The organism is Kitasatospora sp. NPDC057692, assembly GCF_042799475.1.
Lineage (GTDB): Bacteria > Actinomycetota > Actinomycetes > Streptomycetales > Streptomycetaceae > Kitasatospora.
The window spans coordinates 28,292-53,259 of record NZ_JBHVIV010000027.1 but is presented as its reverse complement, the minus strand read 5'-3'; the positions used below and the strand labels follow the sequence as shown (position 1 = coordinate 53,259).

Annotated in this window: 50 protein-coding genes; 48 read left to right on the top strand and 2 right to left on the bottom strand. The window is 73.0% G+C overall.

Annotation, left to right across the window (positions count from 1 at the left end; translation table 11 throughout):
• Positions 1 to 2 precede the first annotated feature (2 nt).
• The 20 genes from ACFVFS_RS17530 to ACFVFS_RS17435 all read left to right on the top strand — a co-directional run bounded on the left by ACFVFS_RS17530 (position 3) and on the right by ACFVFS_RS17435 (position 7,888).
• Entirely contained in the window at positions 3 to 743 is a 741-nt protein-coding gene (locus ACFVFS_RS17530) for an ATP-binding protein (protein ID WP_380625005.1), read from the top strand.
• Entirely contained in the window at positions 743 to 943 is a 201-nt protein-coding gene (locus ACFVFS_RS17525) for a hypothetical protein (RefSeq protein ID WP_380625003.1), read from the top strand. The genes ACFVFS_RS17530 and ACFVFS_RS17525 overlap by 1 nt, the downstream gene beginning before the upstream one ends.
• 13 nt (positions 944 to 956) lie before the next feature.
• On the top strand, positions 957 to 1,241 hold the full coding sequence (locus ACFVFS_RS17520; protein ID WP_380625001.1) for a hypothetical protein: 285 nt from the start codon (positions 957 to 959) through the stop codon (positions 1,239 to 1,241).
• A gap of 20 nt (positions 1,242 to 1,261) precedes the next feature.
• Positions 1,262 to 1,414 (top strand): hypothetical protein, encoded by a 153-nt coding sequence (locus ACFVFS_RS17515; protein ID WP_380624999.1) that lies wholly within the window; start codon positions 1,262 to 1,264, stop codon positions 1,412 to 1,414.
• 19 nt (positions 1,415 to 1,433) lie between these two features.
• Positions 1,434 to 1,886: a hypothetical protein gene (locus tag ACFVFS_RS17510; protein WP_380624997.1), complete on the top strand. Its 453-nt coding sequence runs from the start codon at positions 1,434 to 1,436 to the stop codon at positions 1,884 to 1,886.
• Positions 1,883 to 2,347, top strand: a complete 465-nt coding sequence (locus ACFVFS_RS17505; protein WP_380624995.1) for a DUF4326 domain-containing protein — start codon at positions 1,883 to 1,885, stop codon at positions 2,345 to 2,347. The genes ACFVFS_RS17510 and ACFVFS_RS17505 overlap by 4 nt, the downstream gene beginning before the upstream one ends.
• Entirely contained in the window at positions 2,344 to 2,640 is a 297-nt protein-coding gene (locus tag ACFVFS_RS17500) for a hypothetical protein (protein ID WP_380624993.1), read from the top strand. The genes ACFVFS_RS17505 and ACFVFS_RS17500 overlap by 4 nt, the downstream gene beginning before the upstream one ends.
• Entirely contained in the window at positions 2,640 to 2,975 is a 336-nt protein-coding gene (locus ACFVFS_RS17495) for a hypothetical protein (protein ID WP_380624991.1), read from the top strand. Before ACFVFS_RS17500 ends, ACFVFS_RS17495 begins: the two co-directional genes overlap by 1 nt.
• Positions 2,976 to 3,116: 141 nt before the next feature.
• On the top strand, positions 3,117 to 3,320 hold the full coding sequence (locus ACFVFS_RS17490; protein ID WP_380624989.1) for a hypothetical protein: 204 nt from the start codon (positions 3,117 to 3,119) through the stop codon (positions 3,318 to 3,320).
• Positions 3,317 to 3,655 carry a hypothetical protein gene (locus ACFVFS_RS17485; RefSeq protein ID WP_380624987.1) on the top strand — a complete coding sequence of 113 codons (339 nt, stop codon included), beginning with the start codon at positions 3,317 to 3,319 and terminating at the stop codon, positions 3,653 to 3,655. Before ACFVFS_RS17490 ends, ACFVFS_RS17485 begins: the two co-directional genes overlap by 4 nt.
• A 54-nt stretch (positions 3,656 to 3,709) precedes the next feature.
• A complete protein-coding gene (locus tag ACFVFS_RS17480; RefSeq protein WP_380624985.1) occupies positions 3,710 to 4,060 on the top strand; it encodes a hypothetical protein in 351 nt (116 codons plus the stop codon).
• Between the two features lie 60 nt (positions 4,061 to 4,120).
• Positions 4,121 to 4,501: a hypothetical protein gene (locus ACFVFS_RS17475; protein ID WP_380624984.1), complete on the top strand. Its 381-nt coding sequence runs from the start codon at positions 4,121 to 4,123 to the stop codon at positions 4,499 to 4,501.
• Complete coding sequence (locus ACFVFS_RS17470) at positions 4,498 to 4,689, top strand: hypothetical protein (protein WP_380624982.1); 192 nt, start codon at positions 4,498 to 4,500, stop codon at positions 4,687 to 4,689. The genes ACFVFS_RS17475 and ACFVFS_RS17470 overlap by 4 nt, the downstream gene beginning before the upstream one ends.
• Before the next feature lie 11 nt (positions 4,690 to 4,700).
• Positions 4,701 to 4,865 carry a hypothetical protein gene (locus tag ACFVFS_RS17465; RefSeq protein WP_380624980.1) on the top strand — a complete coding sequence of 55 codons (165 nt, stop codon included), beginning with the start codon at positions 4,701 to 4,703 and terminating at the stop codon, positions 4,863 to 4,865.
• The gene (locus ACFVFS_RS17460; protein ID WP_380624978.1) at positions 4,862 to 5,146 is read left to right on the top strand and encodes a hypothetical protein; all 285 of its coding nucleotides are present in this window, start codon (positions 4,862 to 4,864) and stop codon (positions 5,144 to 5,146) included. The genes ACFVFS_RS17465 and ACFVFS_RS17460 overlap by 4 nt, the downstream gene beginning before the upstream one ends.
• A complete protein-coding gene (locus ACFVFS_RS17455) occupies positions 5,143 to 5,487 on the top strand; it encodes a LuxR C-terminal-related transcriptional regulator (protein ID WP_380624976.1) in 345 nt (114 codons plus the stop codon). Before ACFVFS_RS17460 ends, ACFVFS_RS17455 begins: the two co-directional genes overlap by 4 nt.
• Positions 5,484 to 6,599 carry a hypothetical protein gene (locus ACFVFS_RS17450; protein ID WP_380624974.1) on the top strand — a complete coding sequence of 372 codons (1,116 nt, stop codon included), beginning with the start codon at positions 5,484 to 5,486 and terminating at the stop codon, positions 6,597 to 6,599. The genes ACFVFS_RS17455 and ACFVFS_RS17450 overlap by 4 nt, the downstream gene beginning before the upstream one ends.
• Positions 6,596 to 6,751 (top strand): hypothetical protein, encoded by a 156-nt coding sequence (locus ACFVFS_RS17445; RefSeq protein WP_380624972.1) that lies wholly within the window; start codon positions 6,596 to 6,598, stop codon positions 6,749 to 6,751. Before ACFVFS_RS17450 ends, ACFVFS_RS17445 begins: the two co-directional genes overlap by 4 nt.
• Positions 6,748 to 7,155, top strand: coding sequence for a DUF3307 domain-containing protein (locus ACFVFS_RS17440; RefSeq protein ID WP_380624970.1), 408 nt, complete (start codon positions 6,748 to 6,750; stop codon positions 7,153 to 7,155). The genes ACFVFS_RS17445 and ACFVFS_RS17440 overlap by 4 nt, the downstream gene beginning before the upstream one ends.
• A gap of 97 nt (positions 7,156 to 7,252) precedes the next feature.
• Complete coding sequence (locus ACFVFS_RS17435) at positions 7,253 to 7,888, top strand: hypothetical protein (protein WP_380624968.1); 636 nt, start codon at positions 7,253 to 7,255, stop codon at positions 7,886 to 7,888.
• 95 nt (positions 7,889 to 7,983) lie between these two features.
• On the opposite strand, the gene ACFVFS_RS17430 is transcribed toward ACFVFS_RS17435, so the two are convergent.
• Positions 7,984 to 8,271: a hypothetical protein gene (locus ACFVFS_RS17430; protein WP_380624966.1), complete on the bottom strand. Its 288-nt coding sequence runs from the start codon at positions 8,269 to 8,271 to the stop codon at positions 7,984 to 7,986.
• Between the two features lie 137 nt (positions 8,272 to 8,408).
• Between ACFVFS_RS17430 and ACFVFS_RS17425 the strand changes: the two genes are divergently transcribed.
• The 18 genes from ACFVFS_RS17425 to ACFVFS_RS17340 all read left to right on the top strand — a co-directional run bounded on the left by ACFVFS_RS17425 (position 8,409) and on the right by ACFVFS_RS17340 (position 18,267).
• Positions 8,409 to 9,467, top strand: a complete 1,059-nt coding sequence (locus ACFVFS_RS17425; protein WP_380624964.1) for a hypothetical protein — start codon at positions 8,409 to 8,411, stop codon at positions 9,465 to 9,467.
• An 82-nt stretch (positions 9,468 to 9,549) separates the two neighbouring features.
• Positions 9,550 to 10,614 carry a hypothetical protein gene (locus ACFVFS_RS17420; protein WP_380624962.1) on the top strand — a complete coding sequence of 355 codons (1,065 nt, stop codon included), beginning with the start codon at positions 9,550 to 9,552 and terminating at the stop codon, positions 10,612 to 10,614.
• 15 nt (positions 10,615 to 10,629) lie between these two features.
• A complete protein-coding gene (locus tag ACFVFS_RS17415) occupies positions 10,630 to 11,037 on the top strand; it encodes a hypothetical protein (RefSeq protein ID WP_380624960.1) in 408 nt (135 codons plus the stop codon).
• A 3-nt stretch (positions 11,038 to 11,040) separates the two neighbouring features.
• Positions 11,041 to 11,955, top strand: a complete 915-nt coding sequence (locus ACFVFS_RS17410) for a hypothetical protein (protein ID WP_380624958.1) — start codon at positions 11,041 to 11,043, stop codon at positions 11,953 to 11,955.
• Between the two features lie 147 nt (positions 11,956 to 12,102).
• On the top strand, positions 12,103 to 12,492 hold the full coding sequence (locus ACFVFS_RS17405; RefSeq protein WP_380624956.1) for an ATPase: 390 nt from the start codon (positions 12,103 to 12,105) through the stop codon (positions 12,490 to 12,492).
• Positions 12,493 to 12,509: 17 nt separating this feature from the next.
• Positions 12,510 to 12,686, top strand: a complete 177-nt coding sequence (locus ACFVFS_RS17400; RefSeq protein WP_380624954.1) for an ABC transporter C-terminal domain-containing protein — start codon at positions 12,510 to 12,512, stop codon at positions 12,684 to 12,686.
• A 90-nt stretch (positions 12,687 to 12,776) separates the two neighbouring features.
• Positions 12,777 to 12,902, top strand: coding sequence for a hypothetical protein (locus ACFVFS_RS17395; RefSeq protein ID WP_380624952.1), 126 nt, complete (start codon positions 12,777 to 12,779; stop codon positions 12,900 to 12,902).
• Between the two features lie 68 nt (positions 12,903 to 12,970).
• Entirely contained in the window at positions 12,971 to 13,225 is a 255-nt protein-coding gene (locus ACFVFS_RS17390; protein ID WP_380624950.1) for a hypothetical protein, read from the top strand.
• Positions 13,222 to 13,635: a DUF6221 family protein gene (locus ACFVFS_RS17385; protein ID WP_380624948.1), complete on the top strand. Its 414-nt coding sequence runs from the start codon at positions 13,222 to 13,224 to the stop codon at positions 13,633 to 13,635. The genes ACFVFS_RS17390 and ACFVFS_RS17385 overlap by 4 nt, the downstream gene beginning before the upstream one ends.
• A gap of 73 nt (positions 13,636 to 13,708) precedes the next feature.
• A complete protein-coding gene (locus tag ACFVFS_RS17380; protein ID WP_380624946.1) occupies positions 13,709 to 13,936 on the top strand; it encodes a hypothetical protein in 228 nt (75 codons plus the stop codon).
• Positions 13,937 to 14,074: 138 nt separating this feature from the next.
• The gene (locus ACFVFS_RS17375) at positions 14,075 to 14,350 is read left to right on the top strand and encodes a hypothetical protein (protein ID WP_380624944.1); all 276 of its coding nucleotides are present in this window, start codon (positions 14,075 to 14,077) and stop codon (positions 14,348 to 14,350) included.
• Between the two features lie 25 nt (positions 14,351 to 14,375).
• Positions 14,376 to 14,645: a hypothetical protein gene (locus ACFVFS_RS17370; RefSeq protein WP_380624942.1), complete on the top strand. Its 270-nt coding sequence runs from the start codon at positions 14,376 to 14,378 to the stop codon at positions 14,643 to 14,645.
• 47 nt (positions 14,646 to 14,692) lie between these two features.
• Positions 14,693 to 14,935: a hypothetical protein gene (locus tag ACFVFS_RS17365; RefSeq protein ID WP_380624940.1), complete on the top strand. Its 243-nt coding sequence runs from the start codon at positions 14,693 to 14,695 to the stop codon at positions 14,933 to 14,935.
• On the top strand, positions 14,932 to 15,117 hold the full coding sequence (locus ACFVFS_RS17360) for a hypothetical protein (RefSeq protein ID WP_380624938.1): 186 nt from the start codon (positions 14,932 to 14,934) through the stop codon (positions 15,115 to 15,117). Before ACFVFS_RS17365 ends, ACFVFS_RS17360 begins: the two co-directional genes overlap by 4 nt.
• 5 nt (positions 15,118 to 15,122) lie before the next feature.
• The gene (locus ACFVFS_RS17355; RefSeq protein ID WP_380624936.1) at positions 15,123 to 15,509 is read left to right on the top strand and encodes an HNH endonuclease; all 387 of its coding nucleotides are present in this window, start codon (positions 15,123 to 15,125) and stop codon (positions 15,507 to 15,509) included.
• Between the two features lie 194 nt (positions 15,510 to 15,703).
• Positions 15,704 to 16,168, top strand: a complete 465-nt coding sequence (locus ACFVFS_RS17350) for a phage terminase small subunit P27 family (RefSeq protein ID WP_380624934.1) — start codon at positions 15,704 to 15,706, stop codon at positions 16,166 to 16,168.
• Positions 16,131 to 17,858 (top strand): terminase large subunit, encoded by a 1,728-nt coding sequence (locus ACFVFS_RS17345; RefSeq protein WP_380624932.1) that lies wholly within the window; start codon positions 16,131 to 16,133, stop codon positions 17,856 to 17,858. The genes ACFVFS_RS17350 and ACFVFS_RS17345 overlap by 38 nt, the downstream gene beginning before the upstream one ends.
• A gap of 22 nt (positions 17,859 to 17,880) precedes the next feature.
• A complete protein-coding gene (locus ACFVFS_RS17340) occupies positions 17,881 to 18,267 on the top strand; it encodes a hypothetical protein (RefSeq protein WP_380624930.1) in 387 nt (128 codons plus the stop codon).
• Between the two features lie 18 nt (positions 18,268 to 18,285).
• Here ACFVFS_RS17340 and ACFVFS_RS17335 read toward each other — a convergent pair whose 3' ends face one another.
• The gene (locus ACFVFS_RS17335) at positions 18,286 to 18,492 is read right to left on the bottom strand and encodes a hypothetical protein (RefSeq protein ID WP_380624928.1); all 207 of its coding nucleotides are present in this window, start codon (positions 18,490 to 18,492) and stop codon (positions 18,286 to 18,288) included.
• 36 nt (positions 18,493 to 18,528) lie between these two features.
• On the opposite strand from ACFVFS_RS17335, the gene ACFVFS_RS17330 reads away from it, so the two are divergent.
• From ACFVFS_RS17330 to ACFVFS_RS17285, 10 genes are all read left to right on the top strand, one after another.
• A complete protein-coding gene (locus ACFVFS_RS17330; RefSeq protein ID WP_380624926.1) occupies positions 18,529 to 18,750 on the top strand; it encodes a hypothetical protein in 222 nt (73 codons plus the stop codon).
• Entirely contained in the window at positions 18,750 to 20,669 is a 1,920-nt protein-coding gene (locus ACFVFS_RS17325) for a phage portal protein (protein WP_380624924.1), read from the top strand. Before ACFVFS_RS17330 ends, ACFVFS_RS17325 begins: the two co-directional genes overlap by 1 nt.
• Positions 20,670 to 20,672: 3 nt before the next feature.
• On the top strand, positions 20,673 to 21,542 hold the full coding sequence (locus tag ACFVFS_RS17320) for an HK97 family phage prohead protease (protein ID WP_380624922.1): 870 nt from the start codon (positions 20,673 to 20,675) through the stop codon (positions 21,540 to 21,542).
• Positions 21,543 to 21,550: 8 nt separating this feature from the next.
• Positions 21,551 to 22,819, top strand: coding sequence for a phage major capsid protein (locus tag ACFVFS_RS17315; protein ID WP_380624920.1), 1,269 nt, complete (start codon positions 21,551 to 21,553; stop codon positions 22,817 to 22,819).
• A 13-nt stretch (positions 22,820 to 22,832) separates the two neighbouring features.
• Positions 22,833 to 23,045: a hypothetical protein gene (locus tag ACFVFS_RS17310; protein WP_380624918.1), complete on the top strand. Its 213-nt coding sequence runs from the start codon at positions 22,833 to 22,835 to the stop codon at positions 23,043 to 23,045.
• 116 nt (positions 23,046 to 23,161) lie between these two features.
• Positions 23,162 to 23,353: a hypothetical protein gene (locus ACFVFS_RS17305; RefSeq protein ID WP_380624916.1), complete on the top strand. Its 192-nt coding sequence runs from the start codon at positions 23,162 to 23,164 to the stop codon at positions 23,351 to 23,353.
• Complete coding sequence (locus tag ACFVFS_RS17300) at positions 23,340 to 23,894, top strand: mobile element protein (RefSeq protein ID WP_380624914.1); 555 nt, start codon at positions 23,340 to 23,342, stop codon at positions 23,892 to 23,894. Before ACFVFS_RS17305 ends, ACFVFS_RS17300 begins: the two co-directional genes overlap by 14 nt.
• A complete protein-coding gene (locus ACFVFS_RS17295; protein ID WP_380624912.1) occupies positions 23,891 to 24,232 on the top strand; it encodes a hypothetical protein in 342 nt (113 codons plus the stop codon). Before ACFVFS_RS17300 ends, ACFVFS_RS17295 begins: the two co-directional genes overlap by 4 nt.
• Before the next feature lie 11 nt (positions 24,233 to 24,243).
• On the top strand, positions 24,244 to 24,537 hold the full coding sequence (locus ACFVFS_RS17290; RefSeq protein WP_380624910.1) for a hypothetical protein: 294 nt from the start codon (positions 24,244 to 24,246) through the stop codon (positions 24,535 to 24,537).
• Positions 24,534 to 24,956, top strand: a complete 423-nt coding sequence (locus ACFVFS_RS17285; protein ID WP_380624908.1) for a hypothetical protein — start codon at positions 24,534 to 24,536, stop codon at positions 24,954 to 24,956. The genes ACFVFS_RS17290 and ACFVFS_RS17285 overlap by 4 nt, the downstream gene beginning before the upstream one ends.
• The last annotated feature ends 12 nt before the right edge of the window (positions 24,957 to 24,968 follow it).

Genomic DNA, 24,968 nt, shown 5'->3' with positions numbered 1-24,968 from the left:
CGATGCCCGAGCCCCTGCGCCTCAGCAGCGACGCGTCCATGGCCGCCGTCCAGGCCCGCCTCAACGCCCGCGGCCTCACCCTCCCCGACCGCGGCCCCATCGACGACGGCCCCAGCCCCGACCAGCCCGGCCACCCCGAGTACCACCGGCAGGCCCGCGCCGAGTTCGCCCTCACCCGCTGGGAGGCCGCCGTCCCCCGCCGCTACACCAACGCCCGCATCGTCACCGACCCCACCGTCGCCGCCTGGGCCCGCCAGGTCGCCACCACCCCCGCCGACGCCCGCTCCCTCCTCCTCACCGGCACCACCGGCACCGGCAAGACCCACCAGGCGTGGGCCGCCTTGCGGATGATCGCCGAGGCCGGGCCGGCCCGGTACGAGCTGATCGCCACCACCGCCGCCGACATGTACGGCCGTCTCCGGCCCGGCGGTTCCGACGCGGGCCCCGAGCACGAACTCCGGCGGCTCACCCGCATCCCGCTCCTCCTCCTCGACGACCTCGGCTCCGCCAAGGCGAGCGAGTGGGTCGAGGAGATCACCTACCGAATCATCAACGAGCGCTACAACGCTTGCCGACCGACCGTCTTCACGTCGAACTACCCCGGGCAGGCGCCCCGCGACGACCAGGGTCGCGCCCTTGGCCCCGGCCTCGACATCATCCTCGGCGAGCGAATCGTCTCCCGCCTCATGGAGATGACCGACGTCGTCGCCATGGCCGGCCCGGACCGTCGCAGGGCCGCGTGATGGGCGCCCCGATGCCGCCCGGCCTCCGCCCCCACCGCGACCGGCCGCCCGAGTGGGCCATCCCCTGCCCCGTCCCCACCTGCCGCGCCAAACCCGGCACCACCTGCCACACCCCCACCGGCCGCCGCCTCACCGCGGGCAGCCACGCCAGCCGCCTCGACGCCTGGCTCGTTCACCAGACCACCCGCCCCGCCGCCTGAGGAGACCATCGCCGTGACCGCCACCCAGATCCTCGCCGCCGGCCTCCTGCACCTGCTCACCCCCGGCCCGCAGACCGGCTGGCCCCACCGGATCCAGCAGCTCCTCGACGACCGGGACACGGCCGCCACCTTGGAGGCCGCCGCCGAGTGGGGCAGCCGCGAGCACTGGCAGGCCCGCGCCAGCCGCGTCGCGGCGGAGTGCGGCCTCGCCCGCGCCCTGCACGTGCCGGCCCGCGAGGCCGAGCCCCTCGACGACAGCTACCTCACCGACCTCATCAACGCCCTCACCACCGCCTGACCACCCACCAGGAGCCCGCCGTGATCGCCTACCCGCACCCCGACTGCGACGCCGCGATGGACAACATCCAGATCACCACCCGCTACGGCACCACCGGCCCCCGCATGTACGCCACCTGCCCGGCCGGCCACCGCTTCGAGGTCGACGTCCTCATCGAACCCCACGCCCACTGACCACCACCAGGAGCACCCCATGAACCAGCCCCTCACCCAGCACCCCGCGATCGCCACCTACGAGAAGGCCACCAACGGCATCCCCGACTGCTTCGACCACCTCACCGCCACCCAGATCTCCGAGTGCGCCCAGACCGCAGCCCAGGACCGCCCCTGGACCACCCCCGCCAGCGAGGCCGCCAAGTTCATCACCGGGCACTTCGGGATGCTCGACACGTGGCACGACGCCCTCGACGAGCTCGACAGCGAGCTCCGCGCTCACGTCGTCGCCGGCGGCCTGCCCGACGACCAGGTGCTCTACCTCCAGCTCGCGGCCCTCGCCCTGTTCTCCGCCACGGAGAGCCTGCGGATCGCGGTCTGCGAGCACCACTACGGCCTGTCGGGCCCGAAGTTGTCGGCCGACTACGGGCACGCCTACCCGCTGTCGAACAGCGCGCTCAGCCCCTTCGGCGCGACGGCGGGTGCCCGATGAATCCCGTCCGCCTGCACCGCCCCGCCGTCCGCGGCTGGCGCACCCCCGAAGGGGCCCTCTACGTCGGCCCCAGCAGCCGCTGGGCCACCCCCTGGCGCTGGCGCACCCGCACCGCCCTCGCCCGCGTCCCCGCCCTCGACGGCTCCGCATGGGAGCTGGAGACCCGCATCAGCTCCGCCGACCGAAGCCACCCCTACCACCACGCGGACGGCCGGATCACCCACCACGAGATCCGGTACATGACCCGGCAGGAGACCGTCGACCTGTACCGGCAGGCCCTGGTCGCGCCGACCGCCAACGTCTCGCTGCGGTCGTGGTGCAGCCCGCGGCTGACCCTCGCCGACGCCCGCACCGAACTCGCCGGCCTCGACCTGGTGTGCCGGTGCGCGATCGGCCAGCCGTGCCACGCCGACGTCCTGCTCGAACTCGCCAACCAGCCCGCCGAGGAGACCACCCGATGAGCCAGCCCCAGCCCGACGACGTCGACCTCCCCGACGCACTGGCCGCCTACTACGCCCAGCGGGAGACCGCCCGCCTCGACGCCGTCGCCGAACTCCTCGCCCGTCTCACCGAGCGCGAACGTCTGCTCGTCCGCGAGGCGGCCGTCATGGGCTGGGTGCAGGGCATGCGACACCACGACACCGAGTACCCCGGCGACCGGCAGGCCCTGATCACCGTCGTGGACGCCTGCATCGCCTTCTCGGACCTCTACCCGACCATCACCCGCTACGAGCCCACCGACCAGGAGTCGTGATGAGCTACCTCAGCCCGCCCGACTTCCATCGCCTCGACTGGGCCTGCCGCCCTGTCGCCGCCGCGTTCGGCCGCCCGGTGTACCTCGTCGGCTCAGCCCTGCGGACGGCCGCCTACAGGGACATCGACCTGCGGCTCATCCTCGCCGACGACGACGCGGTGGTCTTCACCGAGCCGATGCGGCTGCTGATCAACATCGCCCTGTCGGACCTGATCGCCCAGACCGCCGGCGTCACCGCCCCGGTCGACTTCCAGCTCCAGACGATGGCCGAGGCCGACGCCGAGCCGGGCGGCCGCAACCCGCTCGGCATTCCGTCCGTCCCCGGCCGCCTGTAGCCCACGACGGCCCAGGCGCGCGGACCGGTCCGGCACCGGCCGCGCGCCAGAACCGGCCCACCACGCGCCCCGCAGCGACCGACCCGGCCGACGGCCACGCACACCCGCCACGACCCGCCCACGACCCCCAGGAGCCCCGCCATGGCAACCGCCCGCCAGGACCTTGAGTCCCAGCTCGAACACCGCGCCAACGCCACCCAGCTGCTCGACGCCTACCGGGCCGAGGTGCTCGCCGAGGCGCACGCCCGCGTCGCCGCCCTGCCCCCCGCCCAGTACGGCGAGCCGATCGCCGCGACCCGCGAGCAGATCCTCGACGCGATCGTCGTCGCCGGGGCCGGCCGGTGACCACCCCGCCCGACCTCCGCGAGCGCCTCATCGCCGCTCTCGACGCCGACGCCATGCGGCCCAGGGGCGAGAAGCAGGGCCTCGTCAACGTGATGCTCGCCGTCGTCGAGGCCGACCTGGCCGCCCGCGACGCCGAGAACGCCCGCCTCCGCGCAGAGGTTCAGGCCCAGGGCGAGGCGCTGCTCCGTTGCCGCACGCTGCTGGCCTCCGCCGCTGGCATCGTCCTGGCCGCCCGCACCCCGACGAGCCTGGCCGGCTGCACCGACTGCGGCGGCCAGACCCGGGTCCACCCCGGCCACTACCCGCCCTGCCCCGCCCGCACCTCGACCAGCTGACACCCCGTCCGGCCGCCCGCACCCCGCGGCGGCCCCACCCCGAAGGAGACCACCGTGGGCATCCACACCAGCGCCTACCTCGCGTACGGCGCCCCCATCTCCGGCATTCGTTACGGCGACGACCTCAACGAGCCGCTCGCCGCCTACAACACGGGCGTCACCTACCCCGACCCGCACCGCGACAGCGTCGGCCACCTGGAGGCCGGCAGCTACGACAACGACAAGCTCTACCTCGTCACGTACTGCGCGGAGGCCGACCTCGGCGACCCGGAGCGCCTGACCGCCGACGACCTCGACCCGCTGCATCCGCCGCGCTGGGACGAGCACCTGCGCGCCGCCGCCAAGGCCTGCGGCGTGCACCTGATGAGCGCGCCCGGCTGGCTTCTGATCGCCGCCCAGAGCTGACCCCGTCCGCCTGCCGCCCCCCGCCCGGGCGGCAGGCCCCCCCGACCCGAGGAGACCACCGTGCCCGACCACCCCGCCGACCTGCTCCGCCAGGCCGCCCAGCAACTCCGCGACTACGCCACCGCTGCAGTTCCCGGCCCCTGGGTTCCCAGCATCGTCCGATCCCCCCGCTCCACCGTCACCAGCGGCATCTACAGCCACGCCCACCCCGCCGGTTCGGCAGCCTCCGAGATCGCAGCGTCCGGCCGGAAGGGCCGCGAGTGCGGCGGTATCACCAACGCGGACAACGCCCAGTACATCGCCCTGATGCACCCCGGCGTCGGCCTGCTGGTCGCCGACTGGCTGGACAGCGCCGCGACGGACGCCGAGATGGTCGGCCCGGACGTGCAGGCCCTCGCGGTGGCCCGCGCGGTGCTCGGCCAGGACGGCGGCACCCGATGACCTTCCACCTCCGCATCCGCGTCCGTGGCGGCCGCCTCACCCACGCCGGACGCACCCACCCCGTCATGACCGGCCGCACCAGCACCGCCTGCGGCAAGACCAAGTGGGCCAACCGCATGCACCAGGTCGACGGGCCGGTCGACTGCCCCGCCTGCCTGAAGATCCTGGCCGCCGAGGCCGCCGGGTGACCCTGCCGCTCGTGTGCGCTGCCGGCCTCCTGCTGGCCGGCAGCGCGCTCGTCACCCTCGCCCTCTGCCACGGCGCGGCCCGCGGCGACCAGCCCGACCCGCCGCCGCCCGACGACCCCGTCCGCCAGCACGCCGAGACCAGCAACCTCATCCCCCGACCCGGAGGCACCCTGTGACCACCCGCACCGAAGCCCTTGCCCAAGCCGCCGAATGGGCCCACCGCGCCGAGGACGCCGAGACACGCCGCACCGATCACCTCCTCAAGGCCGCCAACGCCGCCAGGAGCCAGTACCTGCAACGCGACGCCCAACGCCACCGGACCGAGGCCGTGACGGCCGAGACCGACCGGCGGACCGCCCTCGACATGGCCGCCATGTGGACCGCCCTCGGCGCGGCCCTGCCCGGCCCGCAGCCCCGAATCGTGCTCACCACCACCCCCGAGGAGCCGCAGCCGTGAGCCTCACCGCCCGCGAGATCCAGTACCTGCGCCTCATGGCCGACGGCCACACCCGGGAGAGCGCCGCCCACGCCATGGGCATCACCATCGGCGGAGCCAACAGCTTCGCGCGCAGCGTGCTCACCAAGCTCAGCGCCGCGTCGATGACCCAGGCCGTCCACCTCGCCGACCGCGAGCAGCTCCTCGACGAGCCGCCCGCCGACCCGGAGCCGCCCGTCCCTTGCACGTGCCCCGGGGACCGGGCCGCCTACCGCCGGCACATCCGCCGCGGCGAGACCGCCTGCCCGGCCAGCCGCCGCGCCAACGCCCAGTACGTCCGCGAGATCAGGAGAGCCGCATGACCAGCCACTACCAGCAGCCCGCTGATCAGCCCAGCATCACTGCCGCCGACTGGCAGGAGTACTACGACACCCTGGTCCGGGTCGAGCGGGAGCGGTGTGACGCTCTGCTCGACGCCAACACCCAGCGCGCCCGCGCCGACCACGCCGAGTCCGCCCTGACCCTCCTCCACCAGGGCGAGGAGCCGTACAAGGACGAGCGCACCGTTCCCACCCCCGCGCAGTGGATGTGGCGCTGGAACAGGGTCACATCCACTGGCCGGATGGAACTGGCGACCCGGGTGCTCGCGGATGGGGACAAGGCGTCCACGTGCTTTGTGGAGAACCATCGCAGCAGCCTCTCCGCCTACCACGACCGCGCCGAGCAGGCCGAGGCCCACATCGCCACCCTCACCCCCCACGTCGAACGCCTCCTCACCGCCACCGGCCGCATGCACGAACACTGGGCCGACGCCACCAGCACCGGCAACACCGAGTGGCGCAACGACATGTGGCAGGAACTCCACCGGGCCTCCGACACGCTCGCCGCTGTCCTCGCCGGGGAACCGCTGCCCCTGCACGTCCCCGACGGCGCGTGCGGCGCCTACGCGGCCCGCCACGGGGCCATCTGCGCCCGACCGGCGGGACACCCCAAGGCCTACCACCGCGACGCCAAGGACCGCGTGTACTGGCTCGCCGACGACACCCCCGCGACGGGCTTGGCGGCCGCTGCCCTACCGCTCAGCGCGGCCGAGGCCCGCATCGCCGCCGTCCGCGCCCTCCACCAGCGCGCCACCACCCAGTTCACCGACTCGTGCACCCATTGCTCCGAACACGATTACCCGGACTACGACGTGGCGTGGCCATGTCCGACGATCACCGCCCTCGACGGCACCGAGGGCGCGACGCCCGTCACCCTCAGCCGCGAGGTCGACGGCCAGTGGCAGACCGTCCCCGGAGTGACGTCCGTCGAGCCCAACTTCCGTGTCGAGGCGGGCGCCGACGAGGGCACGCCGTGGCGGGTCATCAGGCACCACTGGGACCCGGTCCCTGGTCCGACCGAAGCCGAGGTCCGCGCACGGGTGCGCGCCATTCTCGCACCAGTGTTCAACGACGCTGCCGAGGCCCGGCCGTGACCTGCCCCGACGACCTCGACGACGGCGAGTGGGACGCCGAGCTCCTGTTCACCGACGACAGCGAGGACTGGCCCGACGACCCGCCGACCCGACCCGTCACCGACGTCATCCCCGACCTCGCCCACTACCAGCCCAGGAGCACCGCCGCATGACCAGCACCTTCGCCGCGACCTTCATCCTGCTGTACATCGCCCACCTCACGGCCGACTACGCGCTGCAGACCGATCACCAGGCCGCCCACAAGGCCCTCCCGGGGTGGGCCGGATGGCGGGCCAACCTGTTCCACGCCGCCGTCCACATCGGCGCCGCCGCAGCCCTGCTCCGCCTCGGCGCGGCCGCCCTCGGCCTCCACCCCACTACGGCCGCGCTCGCCGTCGCCTACCTGTGGCTCGGCACCACCCACGCGATCATCGACCGACGCTGGCCCGTCCTGTGGTGGATGCGCACCACCGGCAGCGCCGACTACATCCAGCACGGCGGCGCCGCCCACGTCGACCAGACCGCGCACATCGCCCTCGGGCTCCTGCCCGCAGCCCTGGCCCTCACCAGGCTCTGACCCCGCGCACGACGACGGGGCGCCCCCAGCCCGCCAGCCTCAGGGACGCCCCACCAGTCCGATCACCATACCGCCCGCGCACCACAGGAGACCGGACATGCTCACCACCCCGCAGACCCACCACCTCCGCGACCAGCTCACCGAACTCCCCGAGCTCATCGCCCACACCGGCATCGCGCTCCTGCCCGGCGCCGGCGACCGCGGGGCCCGCGTCTCCGGAGCCACCCGCACCCCGCCCCTCCCGTGCCGACTGAACGCCCTCGACGACCTCGGCCCCCGCCGCGACAACACCCCCACCCTGAGCATCCTCGCGTCCTGGGCCGCGACCGTCCTCGACGACCGGCAGCGCGCCAACGACTGGTCCGCCTGGACCGTGCTGCCCGTGCCGGCCCGCGCCCCGTACACCCTCGACAGCGAGTACGACGCGACCACGGCCACCACATACCTGCTCCACCACCTCGACTACGCCGCCGGCCGCGCCTACGCCGTCGACATGGCCGACGAGATCAGCCAGCTCCACCACCACCTCAGCCGCGTCACCGGCTGGCACCGCCAGGACCGCCCCGCCCGGCGCCGCCCCTGCCCCCGCTGCCGCCTCCTGACCGTCGTGATCCGGCCCGACGGCATGCGCGAGTGCTCCTCGCCCGACTGCTGGGCTGTCATGTCGGAGGCCGAGTACGCCGCCGCAGCCGACCGGGCCGAGCACGTGACCGCCGAACTCGCCGCGGCCTGATGCGGCCCTGATGCGCGGCGGATGCGCCGCAGCTCACGGACGTGGCAACGGCCCCACCCGATCGCCCGGGTGGGGCCGTGATGCGCGCGGATGCGTCAGGACTGCGGCGGCTCGGCGCTGGTGCTCTTGGCGCTGACGACGGTCCGCTCGCGTAGGGGAGGAACGCCGCCGGCCTTCGCGATCCGGCCGACATGCTGCCGTTCGTACGGCACGATGCGCGTCACCTCGGACGGGCCCAGAGCGCGCGCCTTGAGGACCTCGACGATGCCGGCGTTGAGCGCTTCGCGGGCCGTGTCGAGGGCGTCCTCTGCTGCGGTGTAGGCAGCACTGAGCTCGGCGAGCTTGGTGCGTGCCGCCGCCTTTTGGTCATCAGTGCTGGTCATGCACCGATGATGCCACGTTGTGCGTCGGCGCTGATAGGGGCGATACATGACACCTCTAGATGCATCTTGACGTTGCAACTTCATGATGCAAGTATGGGTTAAGAAGGCTCCCACCGCTACCCCGGAGCGCACCCACCATGACCACCACCCCGCCCGACTGGGCCCGCCGAACCGCCGCCAACATCGGCCGCCACGCCGCCATGGCCCTCGTCCGGACCGCCGCCGCCTGCATGGCCGCCTGGTCCCTCTACGTCGTCGCCCGCCACTACGGCGTCCCGCCCTGGCTCGCCGTAGTGGCGGGCCTCGTCTTCGACGGCATCGCCTACCTCTGCCTCCGGTCCGCCTCCGACGCCATCCGCGCCGGACGCTCCGCCGCCCCGAGCATCCTCGCCACCGCCACCATGGCCAGCGTCTCGGTCTACCTCAACCTGGTCCACGCCGACATCGCCGACGGCGGCCGGCCCGCCGAGGTCCTGTACGCCTCGCCGGCAGTCGGCCTGCTCGTCGTCTCCGCGCTCGCCTGGAACGCCGACCGCGCCGCCGCCCGGGCCGCCCGCGGCGAGGACGCCTTCCGCCTCCCGTCCTTCGGCTTCTGGGGCTGGGCCCTCGCCCACGAGGAAGCCACCACCGCCGTCCGCGAGCGCGCCGTCGCCCACGTGACCAGCGGCGCATCCCCGGCGCATCAGCCCGCCGCAGCCATCCCGGCCCGCACCGCCGAGGACGTCATCGCCGCCGAGTTCGCCGCGATCGGTCCCGCCGCCGCCATCCAGCGCGTCGCCGCCGCCAACCCCGGCGCGAGCGACACCGAGGTCGCCGAGATCCTCGCCACCTACCAGGTCACCGTCACCCCCGGGCAGGTCGCCCTCCTCCTGGAGCGCGCCGCCGTCCCCACCGTCACCCTCGACCGCGTCGCACCGCAGCCGCGCGAGGGAGACACGCCGGCCCTCACCCCGGCGGGGGCGATGCGCGAGGATGCGCCGCAGGTCGACGGCCTGAAGAAGAGCGACGCGGTCATGGCGATCAGCAGTTGGCTCGGCCCGGATGCGAAGGCCCACACCATCGCGCATCACCTCGCGCTGCAGGGCGTCGCCACCGACACCGCGTACATCCGCACCGCGCTCTCCCGGGCCGCCCGGCGGGCCGAACAGCAGCGCGCCGAGTACGAGCGCCGCCACGGCAACGGCGGCTACGCCTGAAGGACGCCCCCGCGCGCCCGAGCACCGCCGGCATCCACGCCGCCATTGACGCCAGCCACCCCTCCACTCCTGGAAAGCCTCGATGACCACACCGTCCTGGGACGACGACCTGGGCGAGCTGCTGCAGAGGATCCTCACCTCCGCGCCCGTCTCGGCCCTGCCGCCTCCGCCCGTTCCGCCCATGCCCTCGACGCCCCCGACGATCCCGCCGACCGCGACTGCGGCCGATCCGGTGGTTGCCGAGTGGTGGCGCAAGTCCGGCCCGGTGCACACTCCGGTCCCGCTCGGCGGCGACCAGCCCGCGCCGCCCTCGATGGAGGCCGCCGCGGCCGCGTTCTGGGCCCCGGTCGGACGGATCCTCACCGAGCAGGTCCCGCACATCGCCTCGCAGGTCGGCCAGCAGATCGGCCAGCTCCTCACCGAGACCGAGGCCCAGCGCGCGGCCCGCGAGCAGGTCCAGTACGAGGCCCTGGCCGCCTCCCAGCGAGCGGTGCGCGACGCCCAGTTCGCCGCCGCCGGCGAGACTGCCGAGCAGCGCGCCGAGCGCCACCGCGTCGAGGACGCCCTCGCCCCGGGCCACCGCCGCGACGACCTCGTCGGCCTGGTCGACCTGCTCGCCGACCGCATCGGCGAGACCCCCGACGAGCGCGCCCAGCGCCGCCAGGCCGAGCACGCGCTGCAGCGGCAGCGGGCCCGCGCCCGGGAGGACGCCGCCCTGGCCGCCCAGGGGGAGACCCCCGAGCAGCGCACCCGCCGCCACCGCCGCCAGCAGCTCGCCGACCGCCGCGAAGCCGCCACCCGGGCCCGCCGCCAGCGCCGCCGCGCTGCCCGCACCAGCAACCCGTCCGACCGCGCCCGCCGCTTCCGCCGCTGGTGCATCCTCACCGCGATCAGCGCCACCGGCGGCTACGCCACCGGCCTGGTCCCGCTGATCGCCCCGGGCGGCCCGTTCGTCGGCCTGCTCGTCGCCACCTTCGGCTGGGCCCTGGACCTCCAGGTCCGCGACCGCGGCCGCCAGCGCGTCTCCGAGGTCACCGGCCCCTTCCCGTTGATCACCCTCGTCGCCCTGCGCGTCCCGGTCGCCTCCGGCATCGCCGTCGCCCTCGGCCTCGGCCCCGCCATCGCCGCCCTCCCCCTCTACCGCTGAAGGAGCACACCCACCATGAGCAGCCTCATCGCCCTGGGCACCGGCGGCGCCGCCACCGTCACGACCTTCTACCTCTACGTCGGCATCCGAGGGAAGAACAAGATCGACATCAAGCCGGACGCCGTCCCCTACTGGTCGTACGGCATCGGCCTGCTGGCCTCCAACGCGGGCGCCGCCTTCCAGCAGCTGCCCACCATCGGCACCCAGCTGAACGCCGCCTTCCAGGGCAACGCCGCCATCGGCGACTGGGGACCCGGCGCCACCGCCGCCTTCGCCACGATCGCGGTCTTCGGGCTCGCGCCCCGCGCGTGGAAGGACGCCCTCCTCGGCGCCATCAGCCCCAGCCTGTTCGTCTACGCCGGGGGACTGTGGGCCATCCCCGGCAGCTTCTTCACCAGCCTGATCACCTCGATGGTGGCCTGAGCCATGGAGAAGCTGATCCCGGAGAAGCTGTTCCCGACCGAGCGCGCGACCGCCGGCCACCGGCTGCGGATCATCGCGACCATCTGCTACCCCGTCACCGGCCTCATGACCGGCAGCCCGGTCCTGATCCGCAAGCTCACCGCCCCCCAGCGCGCACGCCGCACCGAGGCCGCCGAACTCCGCGCCAAGGCCGACGAGCTCGCCGCCCAGGCCGCCGCCGCCGACGAGGCCGCGTTCGCCAAGAAGCTCGCCGACTCCGAGGCCGCCAAGCGCCCCGCGATGATCCACGCCCGGGAAGCCGCACGGGTCGCAGCCAAGGAAGCCACGGCCGAGCAGGCCAAAGCCGACCGCAAGGCCGCCCGCAGCCGGTTCGGCGACACCGCCGGCGCCGCCGCCCTGATGCTGATCGTCGGCGGCCCACTCGTCTGGTCCCTCGCCCGCCCCCTGATCGGGTACGGCATCGGCGTGCTCCTCGGCGGCTGGTGGATCGCCGCCCTCATCCACGCCCCCGGGCCCGAGGCGAATCCTGCCCCCACCGAAGCGCCCGCCGCACCGATCCCTGACGCCCCCGCCGAGACCGAGCCGGACGACGCCGACGAGTGGATCCAGGACTCGCCCGACGAGGGCGTCCTCTGGGCCCTCATCCGCCACACCGCCAACCTCACCAAGCAGGGCACGGCCGCCCACCTCCAGGCGGTCCTCGACGAGGCCCGCAAGAGGGGCGAGATGACCGACTGGACGGTCGCCGATCTGACCGAGGAACTGGCCTCCTACGGGGTGCCCGTCGTGCCCCAGAAGAAGCTCACCATTGAGGGCCGTGCGCTCAACCGCTCGGCGGTCCTCCTGGCCGACCTTCCCGAGGGCCATCCGGCGCCCTTCCCGGCCATCGTCCAGCCGGCCACCGTGAGCGCCGCGTGACACCCCTCCCCGACCGGCCCCGCGCCCCACCCCCGGGGCCTCAGTAGGTCGGTAGGACCTGCAGGTCAGAGCACGCCTACCGCCCCGCCTACCGACCCCCTACCCCGCTCCCTACCGACCCCGCCTACCACCCGCGAGAGGCCCCCAGTGCGCCCGACCATCCGCATCGTCAGCTTCGGTACCGGCCACGGCGAACCGCCCCACCTCGACCTCCCCGCCATCGACATGCGCCCCTACCGCGACCCCCACATCGACCCCGCCATGCGCGAGATGACCGGCCGAGACCAGGCCGTCATCGACCGCGTCCTCGCCACCCCCGGAGCCGACGAACGCATCAACACCGCCGTCGTCGACATCGCCGCCTACGCCTCCGGACCCGGACGCCACCAGACCACCATCACCGCCGGCACCTCCTGCACCGGCGGCAGGCACCGATCCGTCGTCGCCTGCGAGCAGGCCGCCGAACGCCTCCGCCGCCGCGGCTGGACCGTCACCACCGAGCACCGCGACATCGACAAGCCCGTCATCCAGCGCTGACCCGAGAGGACACCGCCATGGACACCATCGAGAAGCAGATCGCCACCGCCGAGGGCAGGATCACCGAGCTGCAGCTCGCCTTCGTCGACAACGCCAACGACCCGGACAAGCGCCGTCGAACCGCGGACCAGCTCGCGACCCTCAGGGCCCGGCTCGCCGAGCTCTACCTCCGCCAGGCCACCCAGGCCGCCTGATCTCGCCCCGGGGCGGCCGCCACAGCCTGGCAGCCAACCGGCCGCCCCGGGCCCTCCACCCGCCACACAGCAGCAGAGGAGAAGCCCATCATGGCCTACGCCAACGGAACCCCGCAGCCCGCCGACCCGCAGCCGACCCCCCAGCTGCCGGCCGAGCCCCGCGTCGTCGAGCGCGGCAGCGGCTACAGCGTCGTCTGGCCCCAGCCCGAGCACTGACCCAACACCGACCAGTCCGCCCGCCCCGACACCTCGCCGGGGCGGGCGGACCTGCGAGAGGATGAGACATGACCGACCGCGACACACTCGTCGACGCAGCCGCCGCCGCCCTCCTTCTGGCTTCCATCACCATGCGAGACCTGGCCAGCGCCATGGCGCCCGCTGTCTACGCCGCCATGCCGTCGGACCTGAAGAACCGGGTGATGCGCCCCATCTACCAGGACGCGTTCGACGCGCTGCCCGCCGACGTGAAGCACGACGCCACCGCCCTGGTCAACGCAGACCCCGACATCATCACCGCCCGCCACGTGGACGCACGATGACCGCCGACCTGGTGGCGTTCCTCCGCGCCCGCCTCGACGAGGATGAGCAGGGCGCCGCCACATCGTGGCCGGGCCTATGGGCCACCGATGCCGAGGAGTACGGCGTCGTCGACTCCGAGGACGGCACCGAGATCGCAGACATCGTCGTGTGCAGCACGCGACAACAGCAGGCGACCGCCCGCCACATCGCCCGGCACCACCCGGCGCGGGTGCTGGCCGAGGTCGACGCCAAGCGACGCATCCTGGCTCGCTACACATCGGCCGTGGCCGACTCTGCCGAAGACGCGGACGGGTACTACGACGAGAACCGTTTTGAGGACGCCAGGCAGCTCTACCCGGTGCTCCGCCTGCTCGCCCTGCCGTACGCCGACCACCCCGGCTACCGGCCCGAGTGGGCGCCCGACGCCTGACCGCCCCGCTACGCTGTGCCCACCATCAGCCCTGGAGGGCCGTCCGCACCGCCCACGACTTCAGGAGCTCACCATGTCCACCGTGCACCTCGTGTCCGCCACCGTCGGAGACCGCGTTCCCGGCCACGAACTGGCCGACCCCGGCTGTCCCGAGGCCCCCGGCCTGATGGAGCGGCCAGACGTCATCGCCTGGATGAAAGCCATCCCGTACGGCCCCGACCACCCCGACGAGCTGGTGTACCTGGTGACCGAGGACGACGAGATCCCCGACGGCTTCCCCACCCTAACCATCAGCCTCTGAAGCCCAACAGCAGCCGGGCTTGCGCATGATCGGCGCCCGTCGTACCCTCGGCTGCAGCAGGTAGCCCCTGCCCAGAAACGCCCTGAAGGCCCCGAAGCGACCACCGCTCGGGGCCTTCGTGCTGCCCGGGGAGGTGCCGTGGTCCGCTACCCGAACCCCCCACTCGCCAGCATCAACCCCCGCGACCTCTACACCCGCGAGGACCTGGCCGAGCAGTTCGAGGTCGACCCCAACGTGATCAGCACCTGGGTCAAGCGGCGCCGCATCGAGCACGTCCCGCTCCCGGGCGGGCCCCGCCTCTACCACCTGCCCACCGCCGCCCGCGCCGAGCACGACGCCTGGCAGCACGGCGCCGACCGGCCTGCGCGCGGCGGACGACGCCCCGGCTGGCATCCCAGACAAGCCGCCGCCTAGCCAGCCCATCGCGAAAGGGAACACCGTGCAGCCCACCATCGGCCAGATCGTCCAGTACCGGATCACCGAGGACGACACCAACACCCTCAACCGACGCCGCGTGCTCCTGTCCCACATGGGCAACCACGCCTACCCCGGGGACACCTACCCCGCCCTGGTTGTCCGGGTCGAGGGCGAGGCCCCCGACCAGACCTGCAACCTCCGCGTCCTGATGGACGGCACCGACACCCACTGGGTCACCAGCCGACCGCAGGGCACCGAGCCCGGCACCTGGTCCTGGCTGCCGAGCACATGAGCGCCCGCCACACCCTGCACCGCCAACACCTTTCGAACGGCGGCCACGTGATCACCGAAGAGCACACCTGGACCGCCGAGAAGACTGCCCAGGCCGCCGCCGCCCTGGGCACCACCCTGGAGATCCCCGTGCACCTGCGCGTCGGGGACAATGCCGAGTTCCGCCTCGGCACCATCGAGGCCGAGCTCGGCGACGCCGGCACCGACGTCCGCGAGCTCCTCGCCGAGCTCCTCATCGGTGCTGCCGCCATCATCCGCAGCACCGCACCCACCTCGGAGAACCCCCGATGAAGCCCGGATCCCTGCACGCCAAGATCGAGCAGACCCTGGGCATCCTCTACGGCATCACCACCCACACCCTCGACGCCAAGCACATCGCCTCGCTCGGCTGGACCGTAAACAGCTACGAACACCGAACCGGCATCAGCCTGGCCATTGGCCGCCGCATGGCCTACATCTGCCGTTGGAGGTAGGGCCCGTGCCGATCGCCCCGCCCTCCCGCTGCACCGACCCCCAGTGCCCTGAGCTCGCCACCAAGCGCGGCCGCTGCGATGACCACCAGCCCATCCCCTGGGCCGGGCGCGACGACAAGGCCGGCCGCTACGGCATCAGCTCTGGCACCTGGCGCTCCCTCAAGACGCGCGTGTCCCGGCGCGACCACGGCTGCTGCTACATCTGCGGCGACGGACCGCCCGACGACCCAGACGAACCCGGCCACCAGCTCGACCACATCGTGCCCATCTTCGAAGGCGGCGCCGCCACCGACCTCGACAACCTCGGCCTCGCCTGCGTCCCCTGCCACGAGACGAAGAGCAAGGCCGAGGCGGCCAGGGCCAACCAGGCCCGGCGCAAGCACACACCGTGACCCCAGCGCCGGCCACCCCCCACCCCCCAGCCCACGCAGGCCCGCCCTCAACCGACCTGACACGACCCACCTCGCACCTCAACCTCCCACGCCGGAGGGGGGTAGGGGTGTCCGAATCACAGACGCCCAACCCTGGGGGCCCGCCGCGGTGAACTCCGAAGGCACACGCTCACCTCGCCGATAGGGGGTCCGCCGTGGCGAAGGCTGCCGCTCCGGCGACCCTGAAGCTGATCACCGGCCGCTCTCCCGGCCGCGACTCGGGTGGGCGCAAGGTCAACCCCGGGCCGGACTTCAAGCGGGTCCCGCCGACCGCGCCGGAGTGGCTGAGCGCGGAGGCGCGGGCCGAGTGGGACCGGGTGATGCCCGAGCTGTCCCGCCTCGACCTGGTGAAGGAGGCCGACCGGGCGGCGCTGGCCGCGTACTGCGAGGCGTGGGCGACGTTCCGTGAGGCGACGCAGACGGTGCAGCGCGAGGGCCTGACGATCGAGGCGAAGCAGGGCACGCTCGCACATCCGGCGGTCGCGATCGCCCGGGCGGCCGGGCGGGAGTTGCGGTCGTGGGCCGCCCACTTCGGTCTGACCCCCTCGACGGAGCAGGCCCTGGCGCGAAGCGGGGGCGACGATGGGAACGCGGAGAACCCGTTCGCCGGACCCCGCTGACCTGGGGATCTCCCCGGAGGTCGCCTGGTACCTGGAGTCGCGCGGCATTCCGCTGCCGGACTGCCCGCCGAAGGTCCAGACCCCGAGCCCGGGCGAGGCGCCGGGCGCGGTCTTCGACCCGGACCGGGTGGACCGGGTGCTGCTGTCTTTCCACCTGCTGCGGCACACGCAGGGCAAGTGGGCCGGCAAGCCGCTGGACCCGGATCCGTGGCAGGTCGCCTACATCCTGGCGCCCGTGTTCGGCTGGGTCCGTTGGGATGACGAGGCCGACGGGTACGTGCGGATCGTCCGCAAGCTGTACGTGGACGTGCCGCGCCGCAACGGCAAGACCACCCTGTCCGGCGGTATCGCCGTCTACCTGATGGCGGCCGACGACGAGCCCGGCGCGCAGGTGTACGCGGCGGCCACCAGCGAGAAGCAGGCCCGGTACACGTTCGACCCGATCAAGACGATCGCGGAGCGGGCGCCGGCGCTGAAGGGCAACGTCAAGGCGTTCACGAAGAAGATCACCCACCCGGCGTCCGGCTCCTACTTCACCGTGGTGTCGTCGGTCGCGGAGGCCCTGCACGGGGCGAACGTCCACGGCGGGATCATCGACGAGCTGCACGTCCACAAGTCGCCGGACCTGGTGGAGACCATCGAGACCGGGACCGGCTCCCGCCGGCAGCCCCTCGTGGTCATCATCACGACCGCGGACGACGGCCGCCAGGAGTCCATCTACGACCGGCGCCGCCAGTACGTCGAGCAGCTCGCGCGCGGCGCCCTCCACGACCCGGACACGTACGGGGTGGTGTGGGGCGCGGATGCGGACGACGACCCGCACGAGGAGGCGACGTGGCGCAAGGCCAACCCCGGGTACGGGGTGTCGCCGTCCGCGGCGTACCTGCGTGGCGCGTCGGCGGAGGCCCAGCAGTCGCCGGCCGACCTGGCGAAGTTCTTGCGCCTGCACCTGGGCATCCGTACCAAGCAGAGCACCAGGTTCCTGCGGCTGGAGGACTGGGACGCGAACGCGTCCCTGGTCGACGAGGCGGCGCTCGCGGGCCGGGAAGCCTACGGCGGCCTGGACCTCGCCAGCACCAGCGACCTGTGCGCGCTGTGCTGGCTGTTCCCGAACGACGAGGACGGCACCCTCGACGCGCTGTGGCGCATCTGGACGCCGGAGGACAACCTTCGGGCGCTGGACAAGCGGACCGCGGGGGCGGCCACCCGGTGGGTGCGTGAGGGCTTCCTGGTGGCGACCCCGGGCAACGTCGCTGACTACGACTGGATCCGCGAGCAGATCCGTCGGGACCGGGACGCGTTCAAGGTGCGTTCGCTCGGCTACGACCCGTGGAACGCCAGCCAGCTGACGAACGACCTGATCAGCGAGCGGGCGCCGATGGTCAAGGTGAGGCAGGGCTTCATCACCATGTCCCCGGCGCTGAAGGCGATCCAGCGGCTGGTGCTGCAGGGGTCGCCGGAGCGGCCGTCTCTGCGGCATGGCGGGCATCCGGTGGTGCGCTGGTGTGTTGACAACCTGGCCGTGGCGATGGACCCGGCCGGGAACGTGAAGCCGGACAAGGCCAGCAGCGGCGACAAGATCGACGGTGTCAGTGCGCTGGCGACGGCGATGTCCGAGGTGCTCGCCCGGCCGCCGCGGCGTAAGAGCCGGTACGGGGACGATGGCGACGATTCGATCATGGTCGTGTGACGGCCGGAAGCTGGAGGCTGTGATGGCGCGTAAGCCTGGAGCCCTCGCCTTTGCGGCGGTCGAGCTGGACCCGGATGGACGCCTCTGGGACGTGACCTTGATCCTCGTCGAACCCGACCTGCCCATCTCCGTCATCGAGGTCTCCGAGTACAAGGCAACCGGTCGCGACGACCTCAAGAGCGTTCTACTGGCAGAAGGCACATATCCCGTCACCGGGCTAGCCGTGGACCTGTGGCTCGGCGTGGGACTGGCAAATGAGCTCTCGCCGTACATCCCAGATGTCGCGCTGTGTCGACTGCCGGCGCGCGCGGAGCGGGAGGCGGAGAGCACCGGCGACCGAAACCACCGTAGGGCTCTGGCCATGGCCGAGCGCTACCTGACCGCATCTACTCATGGCCGAAAGCCCTGATGACGGAGTCGAACCCTCCTACACCAAGGGCAGGTTGGTGTCGCTCACCTCAACGGTGAGCTCAACAGATCGCCCACTCCCGGCCACCTTTGCCTCCAGGACCCGGCCCGTCGTTGCTTCGCGGCCCGGAAGGTTGACCCGGATCTCCTTGCCGACCTGCCCGTCGAAGGCGTTCGGGGCGTAGATCTCACTGCCTGCGGCTGCGAACTCGAACTTCAACTTCATGCCGCCACGGTAGCGGCTCGGCAAAGGAGGACCGCCGTGTTCGCGTGGCGTCGCACCGCGGTGCGTAAAAGGGTCGTGGTCAACCTCGCGGACAAGGCCTTTCGTGGCGTGCTGTGGGCTCGGCGCGGGCCGCTGCTTGTGCTGCGGGATGCGGAGTTGCTGGAGGCGGGCCGCGAGCCGCAGCGCGTGGACGGCGAGATCGTGATCGAGCGCGCGCGGGTGGAGTTCCTGCAGGTGCTCGCTGGGGGCGGTGGCTGATGTCGTTCGTCGTCAGCCGTGGCCAGCTCAGCGTGACGGGCGCCGGGGTCGCGCCGACGTTCGCCGCGGTGCCGCTGCGGAGCGCGGCTCCGTGGGAGTACGGGGAGATCTGGCGGCGCCAGCCTCAGGTCCGCACGGTGGTCGGGTTCCTGGCCCGCAACGTCGCCCAGCTGGGGCTGCACTTCTTCCGGCGCGTCTCGGACACCGACCGGGTCCGGCTGACGGACCACCCGGCCGCAGTGCTGATGGCCGACCCGCTACCCGGGCTGACCACGTACCGCCTGGTCGAGCGGATCGTCTCCGACCTGGCGATCTACGACGAGTTCTACGCGATCAAGCTGGACGTCGAGGGCCAGGGCCGACGCCTCCTGCCGGTGCCGCCGACCCTGATCCGGCCGTACGGTGGGAACTGGGCGGCGCCCACGGGCTACGAGGCCGCATCGGGGCAGCGCTTCAGCACCGACCAGGTCGTCCACATTCACGGCTACACGCCCGACGACCTCACCTCAGGGTCGTCTCCGATCGAGGCACTGCGCTCGATCCTCCTGGAGGAGTCCGAGTCGTCGACTCAGCGCGCCCAGATGTGGCGCGGGGGCGCGCGCATGACCGGCGTCCTGTCCCGGCCGGCCGACGCCCCCGAGTGGAGCCCGGAGGAGAAGCGCCGGTTCCGGGTGATGTGGTCGACGTTCGCCCGCGGCGGCGGCGCCGAGGGCGGCACGCCGATCCTCGAAGACGGCATGGTTTACACGCCGATCGCATACAGCCCGCAGCAGGCCCAGTACATCGAGTCCCGCAAGCTCAGCCGCGAGGAGGTGGCGGCGGCCTACTACATCCCGCCACCGCTGATCGGCATCCTCGACCACGCCACCTACTCCAATATCAAAGAGCAGCACGCGCACCTGTACCAGGACACACTCGGATCCTGGCTCGCGATGCTGGAGCAAGAGTTCCGTGCGCAGATCATCGCGGACACCCCCGACTCCGACGACGTGTACTGCGAGTTCAACATCGCCGCGAAGATGGCCGGCGACTTCGAGTCGCAGGCGGCCGCGGCCAGCACGGCTACGGGCGGGCCGTGGATGACCCGCAACGAGCAGCGGGCCCGCATGAACTTGCCGTGGATCGAGGGCGGCGACGAGCTGATCACGCCGCTCAACGTGACGGCGGGCGGGCTCGCCTCGCCTCGGGACACGGCGCCGAAGGCGGCCGGCCCGGACGGGGCGAAGGCGGGCCGACCGGGCGGGCTGGCCGGCTTCGAAGCGGAGCGCGACATGCTCACCTCCCGGCTCAGCGCCTGGTCGGCCCGGCAGATGGACGGCCTGCTGCGGCAGGTCGGCGTCAAGGACTTGGCCCCGCCGGAGCTGCTGGAGCTGTGGGCGGCGGGTGCGCCCGACCGCCTCGCCCAGCTGCAGGCCCTGCTGGTCGCCCGCACCGAGCGCCTCGCGCTGGTCGGCGCCTGGGAGGTCCTGGCCGAGCACAACGCCGAGGCCGAGGGCTGGTCGGCGGATGTGATGCTGCCGTGGCTGCTGGCCGCAGCGGCGTCGCATGCCGAGGAGCACGAGGCGGCGGCCGTCACCGCGCTGCGGGAGGCGGTTGCCGATCCGGCGAAGGACTGGCGCGAGCAGGTCGGCCGGGCGGCCGAGGTGTGGGCCGGGGCAACGGCGGCCCGCCGGGCGCTGACCGCGGCCACCGAGTCGAGGTCGTTCGGCGGCCACGATGCGGCCGGAGCTTCCGGCCTCAACTACAAGGTCTGGCGGACCGGATCGTCCCCGCGCTCCACGCACGCCCGCCTCGACGGCGACCGGGTTCTACTCGGCAACGTCTTCGGCAACGGGCTGCGCTGGCCGGGCGACGCAAGCGGCAAGGCCGCCGAGACAGCCGGCTGCAACTGCCGCCTGGACTACGAGAGAGAGGGGTAGGCGGTGCCACGCACCAAGGAGTGCCACGCCCGGATCAAGGCTGCCGGCGCCGCCGACGGCCTTGCCGAGGGCCAGTTCACCGCGCTGGTCAGCGTGTTCGGCAACGAGGACTCGGTGGGCGACGTTGTCCAGCCGGGCGCGTTCACCAAGACGCTCGCCGACTGGAGGGCCAAGGGCGACCCGATCCCCGTCATCTGGTCGCACGACTGGGGCGACCCGTTCTCCCACGTCGGGATCGTCCTGCAGGCGAACGAGACCCCGGACGGCCTGGAGGTCACCGGGCAGATCGAGGACGTCGACACCAACCCCAAGGCCGCCCAGGTCTACCGGCTGCTGAAGGGCCGCCGGGTCACCCAGTTCTCCTTCGCGTACGACATCGAGGAGGGCGCGTGGGTCGAAGGCCAGGACGACGACGGCCGCTGGTACGGCTACTACGAGCTGCGCGAGCTCAAGCTGTACGAGGTCGGGCCGTGCCTGGTCGGCGCGAACCAGGAGACCGAACTCCTGGCAGCCAAGGCCCAGTCGATCGCCGCAGGCCTGAAGGTCGGCCGCGTCCTCGCGCAGAAGCACATCGACTCCCTCACCGCGGCCCACGCCGCGATCGGCGAGGTCCTCGCCGCCGCCGCACCCGCCGAGGACGAGAAGACCACCCAGCCCGGCCGCCCCGGGCCGAAGCCGGCCGCCGCCAACCAGGCGCCCGCCAAGGCTGAGAACCCCGGGCCCGCCCAGGGACCCGCCACCAGCAGCACCGACGAGACCACGCCGGACCCCCGCGAAGCCCCCACCGGGGCCGCCAAGGCCGGACCCGCCTCGCTCCGCCTGCAGGCCGACCTCGCCGCCCTCGCGGCCGAGGCCTCCACGCTCACGGACTGAGGAACCCCATGGACAAGATCAAGGAGCTCACCGACGAGCTCAAGCACCACCTGCAGACCGCCCAGGCCATCGCCGCCAAGGCGGAGGCCGAGGACCGCGACTTCACCGACGACGAGCGCAGCCAGGTCACCGACGCCATGGCCAAGGCCACCAACGCCAAGGAGCGGCTGGAGAAGGCCAAGGGCGACGGCGCGATGCGCCAGGCCATCGCCGACCTCGGGGACGGCATCGCCCTCAACGGCAAGTCCGGCGAGCGCCGCACCCCGGCCGGCCTGATCGTCCCCGACCGCAAGAGCATCGGCGAGGCGTTCGTGACCTCGTCCGAGTACCAGGCCCTGATGGGCGCCGCGCCGAACGGCAGGTTCGGCGAGAAGTCCCGCGTGCAGAGCATGCCGGTCGGCTTCAAGTCGCTGATCACCGGCGCCTCCGACACCTCCGCCGGGGCCTGGGTCGTCAACGACAACATCGGCCAGCAGGTCGGCCTGGAGGCGTTCCAGCGGCCGCTGACGCTGCGCAACGTCGTCACCCAGGGCACCACCACGTCCGACACCGTCGAGTACGTGCGCCTCACCTCGGTGACCAATGCGGCTGCCCCGGTCGCCGAGGCCACCGCCACCTCCGGCTCCTCCGGCACCAAGCCCGAGTCAGCCCTGGCTGCCGCCAAGGTCACCGCGCCGGTCAAGACCATCGCGCACTGGATCCCCGTCACCAAGCGCGCCCTGTCCGACGCCGCCCAGATCCGTACCCTCATCGACGCCTTCCTGAAGTACGGCCTGGAGGAAGAGCTCGAAGACCAGATGATCTCCGGCGACGGCACCGGCGAGAACTTCGAGGGCCTCGGCAACGTCTCCGGCGTCCAGGCCCAGGCCTGGGACACCAACCTCCTCACCACGACCCGCAAGGCCAAGACGAAGGTGCGGACGGTCGGCCGCTCCGTGGCCAACGCCTACCTCTTCAACCCCGCCGACCTGGAGGCGATCGACCTGCTCCAGGACAACGAGGCGCGGTTCTACTTCGGCGGACCGGCCGGCGTCGGCACCGCCGGAACCCTGTGGGGCCTGCCGGTCATTGAGACCGACGCCGTCCCCGCCGGCACCGGCTACGTCGGCGACTTCCGCAAGGCCGTCCTGTGGGACCGCGAGCAGGCGACCGTCACCATGACCGACAGCCACAGCGACTTCTTCATCAGGAACATGGTCGCCGTCCTCGCCGAGATGCGGGCCGCGTTCGGGATCCTGCAGCCGAACGCGTTCGTCGAGATCGACCTCACCGCCTGATAGGAGGCTGACCGTGACGTACCTGGATCCGGCCGCCGGCGCCGCCCGCGCGGCCAGGCAGACCGCGGCAGTGGCCGACGCCGCCCCGGCAACCTCCGCCGCCGCTGCGGGCGCGACCCCGACGAAGGCCGAGTACGACGCCCTGCGCACCGACTACCTCGCTCTGCGGACGAAGGTCAACGCGCTGCTGGCGGCGATGCGCACCTCGGGCCAGCTCGCTCCCTGATGGGGCCGGCCCGGTCTTCGACCGGAGGGCGGTGCCGCCTGTGCGGCGACGAGCATGCGGCATGCGGGCCGCCCTCCCCCAGCACCCCTGTTGACCATCGAGTGGAGGTGGCCGCTGTGGGCGGACCCCTGCGCCGCTACCGGGTCGTCACCGGTCACGGCGTCGAGACCGTGATGAAGCTCAACGAACAGGACGCCGACCGGCTCGGCGCCCTGCCCGTAGACGACATCCCCGAGCCGGGGCCGAAGCGGGCGGGCAAGGCCCGATCCGGGGCCCGGAACAAGGCGGCGACCGGTGGCGGCGACTGACCCGCTCGCGGACCCGGCCGAGCTGGCAGTGTGGCTCGGCGTCCCGGCCGACGACCCCAAGCTGCTGGCAGCCCTCACCGCCGCGAGCAGGCGCTTTCGGGGCGCGGTCGGCCACCCGGTCACCGCCGTCCAGGGCGACGCCATCGTCCTGGACGGCAACGGCCGTACCGAGATCCTGCTGCCCGCCGCTCCCGTCACCGCCGTCACCGGGGTCGCACTCAGCGGCACCGCGCTGGCTGAAGGCGCCGACTTCACGTGGTCCGCCGACGGCTACCTGCACCGGACCGGCTGCCAGACCTGGCCGGCCGTCCTGCGCTGCCTGGCCGTCACCTACGACCACGGCTACACCGCGGTGCCCGAGGACATTCAGGAGGCGGTCACCGACCAGGCCCGCTCCATGTACCGGGTCCAGCCCGGCATCCAGGCCTACACCGCCGGCAGCGAGAGCGTCACGTTCGGCGCGACCGCGGCGATCGGCGTCACCTCCCAGTGGTCGGCCGCGGTGGCCCGGCACCGGCTCGGCACCGCGGAGGACACGTGATCTGGGACCAGTCGGTGGTGCGGGTGCGCGCGGGCCCCCCCCCCGACCGGGCCGGCAACACCATCAAGGACTGGACGACCGCGACCCGGACCACCATCACCCGACTGTCCGTGCAGCCCGTCCTGCAGACCGAACGCCAGGAGACCGACCGCACCAGCGTGGTCACCGGCTGGCGGGTCCTGTCCGAACCGGGCACCGCCCCGGACGTCCGCGCGGACGACCGCATCGAGTACGACGGCCTGCTCTGCGAGGTGCAGGGCGAGGTCGGCCGCTGGCCCCACCCGGTGCTCGGCGGCACCCATCACGTCGAGTGGCAGATGCGCCGCTCCACCGGATAGGAGGCTCGCCCGTGGCCGAGGTCGAGTTCGTGCTGGACACCGGCGGCGTGCGGGAGATCCTCCAGAGCGCCGAGGTGCGGACCATGGTCGACGAGGCGGCCGGCCGGATCGCCGACCGGGCGCGCGCGGGTGTGTCCGCCCCGGAGGCGGTGCGGGTCGACGCCTACACCACCGACCGGCAGGCCGCCGCTGTCACCATCGCCGACCGCCGGGGCATGGCCTGGCAGGCGCGTGACGGCGCTCTCACCCGCGCGGCCGCTGGCATCGGCGCCGAGGTCAAGGCCCGCGGCGGAGGCGGCGGATGAAGGCCTCGGTGCTCTTCCCCGACGCGGCCGCCACCGCCGCCGGGCTCCTGCGCGCCGGGCTCGCCGGGCGGCCGGAACCCTATGCGGCGGGCGTCGCGGTCGGCACCCGTATCCCCGACGGGCGGTCCCCGGAGGCGCCGCACCTGCCGTTCGTACTGGTCGCGCTCGACGACGCCGTCCCGCATCGCACCCGCCTGAACGCAGAGGTGCTGCTGCGGATCTCGGTGTGGCACGAGGACCCCGACCAGGCGCACGACCTCGCCCAACTCGTCGCCGCCCTGCTGCACGCCGCGGGCGGCCCCGTCATCCGCTCCACCGAGCCGGGGGTCGGGCCGCTGCCCGCCATCGACCCGGATTCCGGCGTGAACATCTCCACCCTCACCGTGACGGCGAACATCGCCCCGGTGCCCCTGACCTGATCACCATCACTC